General features: G+C 42.7%; 10 protein-coding genes, 1 pseudogene and 1 riboswitch. Of the genes and pseudogenes, 7 read left to right on the top strand and 4 right to left on the bottom strand.

Features of this window, described 5'->3' with window-relative positions; all coding sequences use genetic code 11:
* The first annotated feature begins 112 nt into the window (after positions 1-112).
* From AC1EK4_RS00780 to dnaA, 7 genes and pseudogenes are all read left to right on the top strand, one after another.
* Positions 113-745: a type IV toxin-antitoxin system AbiEi family antitoxin domain-containing protein gene (locus AC1EK4_RS00780; protein ID WP_052052931.1), complete on the top strand. Its 633-nt coding sequence runs from the start codon at positions 113-115 to the stop codon at positions 743-745.
* Positions 742-1,566: pseudogene (locus AC1EK4_RS00775) on the top strand (nucleotidyl transferase AbiEii/AbiGii toxin family protein). The gene AC1EK4_RS00780 and the pseudogene AC1EK4_RS00775 overlap by 4 nt, the downstream one beginning before the upstream one ends.
* A gap of 434 nt (positions 1,567-2,000) precedes the next feature.
* A complete protein-coding gene (locus AC1EK4_RS00770; protein ID WP_480356634.1) occupies positions 2,001-4,580 on the top strand; it encodes an adenosylcobalamin-dependent ribonucleoside-diphosphate reductase in 2,580 nt (859 codons plus the stop codon).
* An 80-nt stretch (positions 4,581-4,660) separates the two neighbouring features.
* Positions 4,661-5,038 (top strand): dihydroneopterin aldolase, encoded by a 378-nt coding sequence (gene folB / locus AC1EK4_RS00765; RefSeq protein WP_036899175.1) that lies wholly within the window; start codon positions 4,661-4,663, stop codon positions 5,036-5,038.
* Positions 5,039-5,092: 54 nt separating this feature from the next.
* The gene (locus tag AC1EK4_RS00760; RefSeq protein ID WP_480356633.1) at positions 5,093-6,277 is read left to right on the top strand and encodes an N-acetylmuramoyl-L-alanine amidase family protein; all 1,185 of its coding nucleotides are present in this window, start codon (positions 5,093-5,095) and stop codon (positions 6,275-6,277) included.
* A 12-nt stretch (positions 6,278-6,289) separates the two neighbouring features.
* Positions 6,290-7,195, top strand: a complete 906-nt coding sequence (locus AC1EK4_RS00755; protein WP_036899133.1) for an MlaD family protein — start codon at positions 6,290-6,292, stop codon at positions 7,193-7,195.
* Positions 7,196-7,581: 386 nt separating this feature from the next.
* Positions 7,582-8,988, top strand: a complete 1,407-nt coding sequence (dnaA, locus tag AC1EK4_RS00750; RefSeq protein ID WP_036899130.1) for a chromosomal replication initiator protein DnaA — start codon at positions 7,582-7,584, stop codon at positions 8,986-8,988.
* A gap of 348 nt (positions 8,989-9,336) precedes the next feature.
* Here dnaA and AC1EK4_RS00745 read toward each other — a convergent pair whose 3' ends face one another.
* From AC1EK4_RS00745 to AC1EK4_RS00730, 4 genes are all read right to left on the bottom strand, one after another.
* Positions 9,337-9,978: a thiamine diphosphokinase gene (locus AC1EK4_RS00745; RefSeq protein WP_480356630.1), complete on the bottom strand. Its 642-nt coding sequence runs from the start codon at positions 9,976-9,978 to the stop codon at positions 9,337-9,339.
* A complete protein-coding gene (pnuC, locus tag AC1EK4_RS00740) occupies positions 9,953-10,573 on the bottom strand; it encodes a nicotinamide riboside transporter PnuC (RefSeq protein ID WP_480356628.1) in 621 nt (206 codons plus the stop codon). Before pnuC ends, AC1EK4_RS00745 begins: the two co-directional genes overlap by 26 nt.
* 11 nt (positions 10,574-10,584) lie before the next feature.
* The gene (locus AC1EK4_RS00735; protein ID WP_036899122.1) at positions 10,585-12,906 is read right to left on the bottom strand and encodes a TonB-dependent receptor; all 2,322 of its coding nucleotides are present in this window, start codon (positions 12,904-12,906) and stop codon (positions 10,585-10,587) included.
* A 33-nt stretch (positions 12,907-12,939) separates the two neighbouring features.
* Positions 12,940-13,036: riboswitch (TPP riboswitch) on the bottom strand.
* 70 nt (positions 13,037-13,106) lie between these two features.
* Positions 13,107-13,349, bottom strand: a complete 243-nt coding sequence (locus AC1EK4_RS00730) for a transcriptional regulator (protein ID WP_369796373.1) — start codon at positions 13,347-13,349, stop codon at positions 13,107-13,109.
* Positions 13,350-14,037: the final 688 nt, after the last annotated feature.

The following is a 14,037-nucleotide window of genomic DNA, read 5'->3' as shown; positions in this document are numbered from 1 at the left end:
GCTCTAAGAAGAAATAGTATTGGTAAAAAAATGTCGAGAAAACGAGAAAAATTCTCTTTTACTATGTATGTTTTTACTATATTTGCCTTGTAAACATTCTAAAAAGGTGGTAATGGATATTAGACGACAACTTGAAAAGCTTGGTAGTGTGCCTTTTAGTGCAGACGTTTTAAAGTCTATGATGCGTGATATAAAAGCTCCCGATAAGAAACTTTCGTATATGGAAAGGCAGGAAGATATTATTCGTTTAAAGCGAGGGCTGTATATTGTGTCCCCGGAGGTAAGTCGTGTACATATTTCAACATCCTTAGTTGCCAACCATCTCTATGGACCTTCTTATGTATCGTGCCTTACAGCGTTACGCCATTGGGGCATGATTCCCGAACAAGTCTACTCCATCCAGTCTATCACAATGAAGCGTTCAAATCAATTTGATAACTCTGTAGGGCGCTTTGAATACCTTCATGTCGATGTAGACTATTATCCTATAGGCGTTAAGATAGTCAATGAAGATAATCTTTCGTACCTGATGGCATCGCCTGAAAAGGCTTTATGTGATTTGATAGTGACGACACCATATTTGAATATGAGGTATCGCCAAGAATTACTCCGTTATTTAGAAGAAGATTTGCGATTGGACATGGACGAATTCCGTGCGATGGATGCCTCTGTATTTGAAGCTTGTGCTACTGTCGGGAAAAAGTCTGTTTTGATTCAAAATATAGCTAATATACTGCGCTCATGAATGATATTTTTGATAATATGCTTGCTGCCCATCGGCGAACCACAGACAGTGACAATCGCAATGCGATGTATGAAGTGACTCAATAGATAGCTTTGGCAGGGCTTTATAGAGGTGGTTTTTTTGAAAAGGCAGCTTTCTATGGAGGTACATGTTTGAGAATCGTACATGGATTGAATCGCTATTCTGAAGATATGGACTTCTCGTTGTTGCAAAAAGATAATGACTTTAAGATTGAGAATTATTTTGATGCGATTGTCACCGAGTTTAAAGCGTTGGGACGTGAGCTTGTAATTACCAAGAAAGACAAAAAGAATTTTGGAAAGGGTGAGTCGGCTTTCTTGAAAGATACTACTGAAGTTTACGACCTAACATTCCAAACAGAGAAGAGCATTACGGTGAAAATAGAAGTAGATACCGCTCCTCCGCTTGATTTTCAGACAGAACAAAAGCTTATACTTCAGCCTTTTTCTTTTATGGTTAGATGTTTTGCCTTGCCCGACCTCTTTGCTGGAAAACTCCATGCGCTAGTATTTCGGAATTGGAAAAACCGTGTAAAAGGTCGCGATTGGTACGATTTTGAATGGTATATACGGCATGGTATACCGCTCGACTATCGCCATTTGCGAGAGCGCATACGTGAATTTAACGGAGTAGATATGAGTGTCGAGCAGTTTCTGATGCTGCTGCGAGAACGATTGTTGACTGTAAACCTAGATCAAGTGAAGACAGATGTTCGTCCATTTATTCTTGATGCTACTGCCATAGATATATGGTCGAACGACTATTTCGTACAATTAGCCGACCATCTGCGTATTTTATAGCAGTCTGCAAAGGCTTAGCAGCAATGCTGCCAAGCTTATTCAGCAATGCTGTTTAGCCTAGGCAGCGATGCTGGTAAGCAGTTGCAGTAATCTCTTTTCAGTTCTATCTCAAGGAGAGAGAGGAGGAAATAAGGGGTTAGAGAAGAGAGAAGAGGGGTGTATTATGGAGCTTGTTTTCATTTGTTTTTGACTTTTTATATAGAGTATTTAGTGTTATTTATTTTCAAAATGAAACGTTTTGTGAGAACAAATTCATAGTAAAGAGTTTGCAAGTTACTCAAAATGGGAAACTTTCAGCTATTCTCTTCGAGAAAATGTTCTCTGTTTTAGAAAACTTGGGCGTGTTAATTATGAAATTAATCTACCGAAAAGAGGAGATTAAGTGAAATATATTATGTACATTTGCAACATAAATCCTACTGATCAAAACAAACATGGAAAAGAATAAGATTTACTCTTATGAAGAAGCTTTTCAGGCTTCTTTGAAGTACTTTGACGGTGAAGAGCTGGCTGCTAGAGTGTGGGTTAATAAGTATGCGATGAAAGACAGCTTCGGAAATATTTTCGAACAGAGTCCCGAAGATATGCATTGGCGTATCGCAAATGAAATCGCACGTATTGAAAAGAAATACCCGAATCCGATGTCGGCACAAGAAGTGTTCGACTTGATGGATCACTTTCGCTATATCGTTCCGGCCGGTAGTCCGATGACCGGTATCGGAAACGATCACCAAGTGGCTAGCTTGAGCAACTGTTTTGTAATTGGTTTGGATGGCGATGCCGACAGTTATGGCGCTATCATGCGTATCGACGAGGAGCAAGTACAGCTGATGAAGCGTCGCGGTGGAGTAGGGCATGATCTGAGTCATATCCGTCCGAAAGGCTCACCGGTGAATAATTCGGCATTGACAAGTACTGGTCTTGTGCCTTTCATGGAGCGTTATAGCAACTCTACGCGTGAGGTAGCGCAAGATGGTCGTCGCGGTGCGTTGATGCTCAGCGTGAGTATTAAGCATCCCGATAGTGAGGCTTTTATCGACGCAAAGATGACAGAGGGCAAGGTTACAGGTGCCAATGTATCGGTGAAGTTGGACGATAGGTTCATGCAGGCTGCCGTCGATGGTAAGCCTTATGTACAGCAATATCCCATAGATGGCAACAATCCTAAGGTGTCGAAGGAAATCTCTGCCAAGGCTTTATGGGAGAAAATAGTGCATAATGCTTGGAAGAGTGCTGAGCCGGGTGTATTATTTTGGGATACGATTCTTCGTGAGAGCATTCCCGATTGCTATGCCGATTTAGGCTTCCGCACGGTAAGTACCAACCCTTGTGGTGAGATTCCATTGTGTCCTTACGACTCTTGCCGTCTGTTGAGTATCAATCTTTATAGTTATGTAGAGAATCCATTCACGGATAAAGCTATCTTCAATTTCGAGAAATTCAAGAAGCATGTGCAGTTGGCACAGCGCATCATGGACGATATCATAGACTTGGAGATGGAGAAGATAGACCTCATCATGAAGAAGATAGAGGTCGACCCTCAGAGCAACGAGGTGAAAGGAGCAGAATATCATCTATGGGAAAAGATTCAGCGTAAGAGTGGTATGGGACGTCGTACAGGGGTAGGTATCACTGCCGAAGGCGATATGCTGGCTGCTATGAATCTGCGTTACGGCACCCAAGAGGCTACCGACTTCAGCGTAAATGTGCATAAGACTTTGGCATTGAATGCTTATCGTAGTTCGGTAACGATGGCTGAAGAGCGTGGAGCATTTGAGATTTACGATGCGAAGCGTGAAGCTGCCAATCCTTTCGTGCTGCGTATCAAAGAGGCAGAACCAGAGTTGTATGCCGATATGGAGAAATATGGTCGTCGTAACATTGCTTGTTTGACCATCGCTCCTACGGGTACTATCTCGCTGATGACACAGACGACTAGTGGTATTGAGCCTGTATTCATGCCGTTCTATAAGCGTCGTCGCAAGGTGAATCCCAATGATGCCGACGTACATGTGGACTTTGTCGATGAGGTGGGCGACTCGTTTGAAGAGTATATCGTGTACCATCGCAAGTTCTTAACATGGATGCAGATCAACGGTTACGACCCCAACAAGCGCTATACGGCAGAAGAGATAGAGGCATTGGTGGCTAAGTCGCCTTATTATAAGGCTACGGCTAACGATGTAGACTGGCTGATGAAGGTGAAGATGCAAGGCGCTATTCAGAAATGGGTAGACCATTCTATCAGCGTAACAGTGAACCTGCCGAGCAACGTAGACGAAGAACTCGTGAACCGTCTGTACGTAGAGGCATGGAAGAGTGGATGTAAAGGATGCACCATTTACCGCGATGGAAGTCGTTCGGGTGTGATGATTTCTGTGTCGAAGAAAGATAAGAAGAAGGAAGAAAATAAAGAAACACCGGAACCATTGACTGCTCCGGCACCTCCATGCCATCATACAGAGGTGACCGAAGTGCGCCCGGCAGAGTTGGAATGTGATGTCGTGAGATTCCAAAACAATAAGGAGAAGTGGGTGGCTTTCGTAGGTCTGCTCAATGGTTATCCTTATGAAATCTTCACCGGATTGCAAGATGATGAGGAAGGTATCGTGTTGCCAAAGACCGTTACCAAAGGTAAGATTATTAAGAAAAAGAGTGAAGACGGCAGTAGTCGTTACGATTTCCAGTTTGAAAACAAGCGTGGTTATAAGACGACGGTGGAGGGTTTGAGCGAGAAGTTCAACCCCGAATATTGGAATTATGCCAAGTTGATTTCTGGTGTTTTGCGTTATCGTATGCCTATTGACCATGTGATGAAGTTGGTAAGTTCGCTCCAGTTGAAGGATGAAAGTATCAATACATGGAAGAACGGTGTAGAGCGTGCGCTGAAGAAGTATATCACCGACGGCACTCAGGCAAAGGGGCAGAAGTGCCCGGTTTGTGGTAACGAGAGTTTGGTATATCAAGAGGGATGCTTGATTTGTACCAACTGCGGTGCCAGTCGCTGCGGATAAAGCCGTAGATAAAGTTAATAGAGATGTTCCGCGGGACGGCAAATGCTGTCTCGTGGAATTTCGGATATAATACGACCCATATGAAATTGAAAGAAAGTTTCATTTGTTTGAATGGTTTGCGGTATCATGCTTTCCACGGTGTGCTGCCGCAGGAACGCCTTACGGGCAATGACTATGTGGTGAATCTGAAAATAGGTTATGACGTATCAAGAGCCATTCGGTCGGACCATGTGGACGACACGTTGAACTATGCCGACATATATCTCGTGGTATCCACTTCCATGTTGGAACCTTGCAATCTGCTGGAACGTGTGGCCGGAAATATAGGTCAGCGCCTATTGACACAATTCCCGGATATGCAATCGGTCGAAGTGGAGGTAGTGAAAGAAAACCCTCCAATGGGAACGGATGCGGGAAACGCAAGCGTGAAACTACTTTTAATAAATGATAAAACCTAGATGTAGATAGTGGTTTTGTAATATTAAATCATTACCTTTGTCAATTATACCTCTATGATAAATAAGAAAATATTGTTCTCATTGATAACATTGCTGTTGGTTGCAATCACTTCTAACGCTGCCAACCGACGTTTTACCCTTGTTATCGACCCGGGACATGGTGGTCATGATACGGGAGCTATGGGGGCATTTTCCAAAGAAAAAGATATAAATTTGACGATTGCACTGGCTTTTGGTAAGTTGGTGGAGCGTAGTTGTCCTGATGTGAAGGTAGTATATACACGCCGTTCGGATGTATTTATCCCTCTGAAAGACCGTGCAGATATAGCCAATCGCAATAAGGCCGACTTGTTTGTGTCGGTTCATACGAATGCACTGCCGGGTGGACACATCGCTCGTGGATTCCAAACTTATACGCTTGGTAGTGGAAGAGCGAGTGGTAGCAAGCGTGGCATCGTACAAAATCTGGAAGTGGCAAAGCGCGAGAATGCTGTTATTTATCTAGAGAAAGACTATCGGCAGACCTATCAGGGCTTTGATCCAAACTCGTCTGAGAGCAATATCATGTATGAGTTTATACAAGATAAGAATATGGAACAGAGTGTGGCTTTGGCAAAACTGATGCAACGCAATGTTTGTTCGGCTACCGGTCGTGCCGATATGGGGGCGCATCAAGATAATCTAGCTGTATTGAGATTGTCGTCTATGCCTAGTTGTCTGCTGGAATTAGGATTTATCTCCACGCCCGATGAGGAGCAGTTTTTGAATACTGCCGATGCTGTAGACCGCTATGCGAAGGGTATATTCAATGCTTTCGTGGCTTATAAGTCGAAATACTATGGTGGTGATATTGTTGTGCCTTACAAGGTAACTGAACCGGTAAAGTCGACCATTCCGAATATAGTGCCCGATCAATATAAGGAGTCTGAAACTCCGGTACCCGCAGTGGAGCCGGTGCAAGAGACAGATAATCGACCCGTATTTAAGGTGCAAGTGTTGACTTCCGGTCATAAACTCAGTGCCAAGGAAAAGACTTCTCGAGGCTTGGAAGATGCCGATTTCTATCAAGAGAGTAATACATATAAATATACATATGGTGCTTCGAACGACTATAATGAAATAAATAGATTGCGTATTCAGTTGCGTGATAAATTCCCGGAGGCTTTTGTTATAGCCTTTAAGGGCGATATGAAGATGGATGTGAGGGAAGCTATCAAGGAGTTCAAGCAAAACAAATAATCAATAAGCGAAATGAAGAAAATGTTCACAAGGGAGGTTAAGATAGCCATTGTAGCCATAATGGGCGTGACAGTCTTGTATTTTGGGTTGAATTATCTCAAAGGAATGTCGATATTCTCTAATAAATATACATACTATGTGAAGTTTACGGATATCAGCGGACTGTCTTCTTCCAATCCTATCTATGCTGATGGCTATCAGGTGGGAGTGGTGAAAGCGATAGAATACAATTATAATCAGGCTGAGAATATTTTGGTAAAAATCGATGTTGATAATAATCTTCGAATCCCAAAAGGTAGTTCGGCAGAGATTGTAAGCGACTTCATGGGCAACGTGAAGATGAATATTCTCATGGCTAATAACCCACGTGAACGTATGGCTTTGGGCGATACCATCATAGGAGTTATCAATGGTGGCGCACTAGCACAGGCTGCTTCGATGATGCCGACGGTACAGAATATGTTACCCAAATTGGATAGTATCTTAACGCGTGTGAATCAATTGCTGGCTAATCCGGCCATAGCGCAGACTCTAGAGAATGCACAACAGGTATCGGCAAACTTGACTACGACCACGCAACAGCTTAATACGCTGATGGCAGGGCTGAATAAGAACGTGCCCGGAATGATGACAAAGGCAAATACGGTGCTTGATAATACTAATCGGTTGACAGCTAATTTGGCTGCTGTGGATGTTGCCGGGACAATGGCTAAAGTCGATGTTACGATAGCTAATGTGCAGTCTGTGACAGCTAAACTGAACAACAATGAGGGGAGTTTGGGCTTGTTGATGAACGATGCAAGTCTTTATAACAATCTGAATGCAACCATGTTGAGTGCCGACTCTCTGCTTAATAACTTGCGTGAACATCCCAAACGCTATGTTCATTTCTCACTCTTCGGACGCAAGGATAAATAGTTAATTCGATAAAAGGATTAAAATTGTAATTATTTAAAAATGGTCTAAATAATTCGTTTGAATGTTTCACGGCTTCTTGAATGGCTCGAAACACGTTTTATAGTAGGCGATTCAGGCAATGTTTATACCATGCTTGCGTACAAGGACTGTAAAGTTGTGGAAGCCGTGTAATGTCCGTAATATCAAGAGGTTGTAATTATGAAAGCCTATTTATACAACTTTGAATTCTCAAAAAGGCTAAATATCACAGTATAAAGGGGTTAGAGCATATTTCTTAACAAACGCTAAACTGGGCTCATTTGTTTTATTCATAATTCTTTGCTAAATTTGCATTCACGTTAATAGACTGAGAGTCGAAAGACATACTAAATAAGAATAAGTTTCAAATGAAGATGAGTCCTGATGCTTGTTGGGGCAAAGCCCTTACGCTCATAGCTGAAAATGTGAGCCAACAGCAATTTGCGACATGGTTCAAGTCGATTGCCTACGAATCATTCGATGCGGAGACGAAAACGCTTCTTTTGCAGGTTCCCAGCTTATTTGTATATGAATATCTGGAAGAAAACTACATAGACCTGCTGAGTAAAGTGCTTTGTCGTACCTTCGGAGAGGGTGTGCAATTGCGTTACCGTGTCGTTACTGATAAGGAACATAAGCTTTCTCAGGACTTAATGGCTGATCCGGCAGATGCTGTGGAGCGCACTCCAAAGAAGAATGCAAATCAATCTCCGACGACACTTGATGCCGCTCAACCGCAACAAATCGACTCTCAACTGAACCCACATCTTACTTTTAAGAACTATGTGGAGGGCAATAGCAACAAGCTTCCACGCAGTGTGGGACTCTCAATAGCCGAACATCCGGGTAATAACCAGTTCAACCCGATGTTTATTTATGGTCCTTCAGGCTGTGGAAAAACCCACCTTATTAATGCTATAGGGTTGAGAACGCATCAGTTGTATCCGGAAAAGAGAGTACTATATATCAGTGCCCGACTCTTTCAGGTGCAATATACGAATGCTGTTTTACAGAATACGACCAACGATTTCATCAACTTCTATCAGACCATAGATATGTTGATAGTTGATGATATACAAGAGTGGGCCACCGCAACTAAGACACAAGACACCTTCTTCCATATCTTTAACCACCTATTCCGTAACGGAAAGCGTATCATTTTGGCTAGTGATAGACCTCCGGTCGACCTTAAAGGCATGAACGAGCGATTGCTTACCCGTTTCTCTTGTGGCTTGATAGCGGAGTTGGAGAAGCCAAATGTGGAGCTTTGTGTGGATATCTTGAAGAATAAGATTCATCGAGATGGCTTGCATATCCCTGAAGATGTGGTGATGTTTATTGCTTCGACAGCAAATGGAAGTGTCCGCGATTTGCAGGGAGTTATCAACTCTTTATTGGCTTATAGCGTGGTTTACAACTGCGATATAGACATGCGACTAGCCGAACGAGTTATCAAACGGGCTGTCAAGATAGACGATAAACCTTTGACGATAGATGAGATTGTGGAGGCTGTATGCAATCATTTCAATGTTACACCGACCGCTGTAAATAGTAGAAGTCGCAAACGCGACTTGGTAGAAGCGCGCCAAGTGTCGATGTATTTGGCTCAGAAATATACCAAGATGCCTGCTTCTCGCATCGGGAAATTAGTAGGTAATCGTGATCACTCGACCGTTATTCACAGTTGTTCGCAAGTGGAAATACGGAGAAAGACCGACCATTCTTTCAGCGATGAGTTGGTATCAATAGAGAATACCTTTAAACTAAAGAAGTAAAATGATATAGCCTTGAAGAAATTCAAGGCTTTTTTGTGCCTTTTAATCCCAAATATAAGGGCAAAAAAATAGCGCCATAATCTCACGATCTCAGCGCTAGGTATTTACTAAAATAAATTAACTCAAGTCTTTCCGCACTCTCACGAGCTTAGAAACAACCTCTCACAAAGGTGAGATTTATATATATGCGAAAATTTTCAAAAGTCATACATGGTCACTGTATCAAACCAAAAACCACGTTATAGTTGCAAAGATAAATAAAAAAATGAATGTAGCATACATCTTCCTCATCTTTTTTGGAAAGAATATGAAATTATATTTGAATTTTGAAATGGATGTATATAGGAATCACTTAAAGTCTCTGAAGACCATATAGTAGGCATTGGCATGAAATTCTATCTTTTCTCCAAGCGATTCATTCAGTGTACCTTGCCACCATTGTTCATACGCATAGCTTTGCCATTTCAGTCCTTTGCTCTTGATTTGTGAGCATCCGAAGTTGAAAATACTAATCTGTTGCCCCGGCCAACTCTCAAAGGTAGAGTCTTTATATGCAGGAGTAAACAGGCCATGATCGGTTATCATGGTTGGTTGTATGGCCATATTTTTTAGGTAGCGCACCATTAACGAGATGTTTCCCAAGGCATGGTCTTCTCGCTTCCCCGTTGCTCCAAGGTAGGCAATGTGACGCATTCCTAGCCTCATACAGTGCCGTGTAGCTTTGGACAAGTCGTTGTCGTCCTGCTCGTGCACTTCGTGGAAGATGTCGGTATACTGCTGTTTTAAGTCAGGAGAGAGTGAATCGCCGTCTCCAATGATGGCATCGGGCGTGTAGCCTCTATCAATACACTCGGCAGCAGCACCATCGCAACAGCATAGATATGTTGCTTTAGCCAATATAGCTAATGGTAATGAGTGGGTAGGGAAGTCGCCTGCCGCCAATACAACGGCGTCGAACTCTGTATCAGGCGTTATGAGTGGATAGTCCATCGTTCATCATTCTTTTCCATTTGTAGTATCCCATGATGGCAATCACGACGTACAAGGCATATAGTCCAGCCTTAAATGGTATACCTTTATATAAATATAGCACGGCCAGCACAGCATCTACAACAATCCAAACAAGCCATTGTTCCACATATTTACGTGCCAATGCCCACAAGCCTACGAAACTTAAGGCGTTGGCAAAACTGTCTGTAATAGGAACATTGCTGTTGGTAAAGGTAATTAAAATCCGGAAAATAATGGCCCATGTCACGAGAAAAGCTATGGTTACAGGTAACCATAGCTTTTTTTTCATTCTAGTGATGGGCATCTCTTCGCCCTCGTGTTGATTGCGTTTCTTGCCGAATTTCCAAACCAGATACCCATAGATAGCTGCCAATGTGTAGTAGATGGCCATACCAAAATCGGCATACAGTCCTGCTTCATAGTAGAGAAAGATGTCTACTAGGGGCATGATAATACCTGTAAGCCATAGATAGATGCTGGCATTATACTCCTGCCAGATGTAGATGAGGCCTAAGATGGTGGCCATTACATCCAGCGTTAGCAGGAAGTCGGGACTGTTTAGAAATTCTTGCATCGTATGTTTGTTTAGAAGTTGATGGATAGATGAGCCATCCAGTTGAATGGGGCAGAGGGCGCAAAACCTGCTTTGTAGAGTTTGTCTTTGGTATATGCGATGACCTTTCCGTTACCATCGGCCTTGTAGTTGGGCGCTGCCCATCCGTTATTATCATATTTGGCGCTGAACAGATTGTATAATGTTACACCGATAGTGGCATCTTTCAAGCCCAGTTTTTTGAGTCCAAAGTGGTAAGCCAAGTTCAGATTGGTGTTGAAATGTCCATCTATCAGCATGCTAACCTTGGTCTCCTCTCCGTTTTTACCATACGAAACATACTCCTTAAAACCTGTATTAGTGAGGTATTGGTCGCTGATATACTGGCTCTGAAGACTAGCTGTGAAGCCTTTATAGTCGAACGAGAAGATGTTGTTGAAGATGAGATCGGGCGAGAAACTCAATGGAGTATCACCCAAATTCAATGGCTTTTCTGTCTTCGAGTCGGTCACTGTCCAGTCTTTTGCACGGTTTTTACTCCATGTAGTGTTGGCATCCCAGCGGAACCAATCGACCGGTTTCCATGAAGCTTCCAACTCCAATCCCATGCGATAACTATGTCCTGAGTTGTCGTTGCTGGCTTTCATTTCGCCTATTTCGTTCAATTCTCCCGTCAGTACAAATTGGTTACGATAGCTCATATAGTAGAAGTTGGCACCTGCCGAGAACTTTTTGCTCTGGTATTTATAGCCCACTTCCAAGTCGTTCAATTGCTCTGCTTTCAAACGAGTGCCTATGTTATCCTCATAGTCGTTGCGAGTTGGCTCTTTATGTGCGATGGCATACGATGCATACACCTTGTGATTGGCTGTAATATCGTAGTTCAATCCGAATTTGGGATTGAAGAAATCATAGTTGTCTTTCATACCATAAACCACTTGTTTCGTTCCATCCCACTTGTCGGTAGGCCCATTTAGCTTATAACTTATGTGGCGATACTGTAGATCGATGAATGCACTCAGTCCCTTGTAGAACTCCCAATTTACCTTACCATATACGTTTCCGTCAACCTTTTCCGATGAGTTGCGATAATATTCCGTATCGGGGGAGAGTGCAGGCGAAACGATATACTGATTTGTCTCCTTGTCATTTGCGTCCTTTACTACGTAATATGGACTTCCTGCCCATTTCACCCGGCCGAAGTGATCGCCCTCGTATTTGTTCCAACCACCGCCTATTGTAGCCGTTAATCCGCTCAGATTGTTATAGTTCAGGCTCGCAATAGCTCCGTAGAAATCATTATCCATCTTCTTTTGGCGTACTAAATCGCCCAACATGTTCCAATCTTCAGTCAAGCGGAATTGTGCCCACGAGCGCTTGCTTTTATACTCTTCGTAATAGCCTTGGCCTTTGGTATAATGTAAAGCTGCGTTGAGGTTCCAGTTACGATTGATAACTTGGTTCCATATTAACTGATAGTGTTGTTGGTGATAGTTGTCGGTCTGTCCGTCATAATAATGTACATTGCCGTCACGATCGCAGTATTCGCCACACGAATTATATCTACGTCCATACAGACTTTGCTCGTATTTCGACGCATAATTCCAAGCATGATAGGTCTGTTCCATACCGTTGAAGGTGATAAACTTCACCATCGTGTTGTCGCCGAAGTATCCTGCCTGTACGAAATAAGAATTTAGTTTGGTGAAAGCACGGTCCAAATAACCCTTACTACCGATGTTCGACAGTCTACCTTGGATTCCCCAGTGGCCACCCAGCAGTCCGGTTCCGAAGCGCAATGTCTCCTTATGCGAATAGTACGATCCACCCGAAAGATCCAATCCGATATAGGGTTTCAGTCCGATATTCTCTGTTTGCATATTCAGCGTGGCTCCGAAGGCTCCCGAACCATTAGTTGATGTACCCACACCGCGCTGTATCTGCATGCTCTGAACGCTCGAAGCAAAGTCGCCCATGTTCACCCAGAACACTTGAGCACTCTCTGCGTCGTTCATAGGGATGCCGTTTGAAGTGATGTTAATACGCGAAGGGTCGGTACCACGTACACGCAACGACGTGTAACCGATACCGTTTCCGGCATCTGAAGTCATGGTGACCGATGGGGTGAGTGATAACAGGAAAGGCACGTCTTGGCCGAAGTTTACGGCTTTGATTTGCTTTTGATTGAGGTCGTGATAAGCCACCGGCGTCTTTTTGTTGGCGCGTGTAGATGTCACTTGTACGTCTTGTAGCTCGTAAGTACGCAACGTATCAATCTTTTCTTGTTTGGGATTAATTGCATGAACTGTTGCTGTGCAGGCGAGCACAGACACGAACAATACACTTTTTTTCATGAAAACACTAAAATAAAAATACACAAAAAGGGGCACTTTTCATGTCCTTATCCCTACGCCGGCATTGCCCGGATCAGGTCAGAGGGTCTATTCTCAGCCACGAAATGTCGTGGCACCCCTTAGCCTACAGTCTGTAAACCGCTGCAAAGGTATTGCTTTTTCAGTGAAATCCGTGCTGTTGGAGCAAAAAAAGATGGAAACTATGATTTTTTCACTAAATCTGTAAAATCAGACCAACTTTCTACTTTAAATCCTCTAATATCTCGAACAGATTTCTTAAACCAGTCTTGATAGCCAAAGAATATATTCCCATCTGCGGTCTGTGCAGAAATAACAATTCCTGCATATGGATTGTTTTCTACCTTGATAACTTCTCCTTCTATCCAGTCGGCAAGATGGGTTAGATCGGGTGAAACCAATACTTTGTCTCCAATTTCCATCATATAATTTTTCTTTTTTACAAAAATACAGAATTAAAAATGTATCTATCAAGAGAATCATAATATTTCAACCATCGCTTATTCTTCTTGATTCGCTTCATAGTAATACTCTCTTTTACCCACAATTCAATAACTCATCAACTTGAAGACTTATAAACTTAAATTGCTGCAACGGTTTCGCAGGTTTGTTGCATGGCTTGTTCAGCATCGCTGCAAAGGCGAGGCGGCAAAAGTGAAGAGCCTCTGCACCAAAGTGACAGAGGCTCAGACTTGAGTTTAATTTATTCTTCTAGGATTCTAAGACAGGCGCCCTTGTGTCTTCATTGAAATCGATTTGTATTGATAGTCGACTACGATGAGCAGTATTGGGCGAGTGGTGTACGACTGCACCCAGTCTATCTTCTTAGTGTAACTGAAAGTTAGAGTGTTATTCTTGCATATTTCATTCCATGTTTGTTAGTTTCTATATAAATGTGTAAATTAGCCTTTTCTTGCATTGATGGTCAAGTTTTTTGTTGGATAATCTTCTATTTAAATACGGATGTGAGGCTCTTTTTCGAGATAAGTTTTCAGTAAAAGAAAAAATAAATTCATATTTTTAGTTATAAAATGAGGTTAGCTGTGTCTAATCTTAATATAATGACGAGACACGACGTGAGCAAAAGTGTTCCGCCGGCTACCAAGAAAACAC

The sequence above is a fragment of the Prevotella sp. C0026C3 genome (genome assembly GCF_056590795.1).
This window is presented reverse-complemented; position numbering and strand designations above follow the sequence as displayed.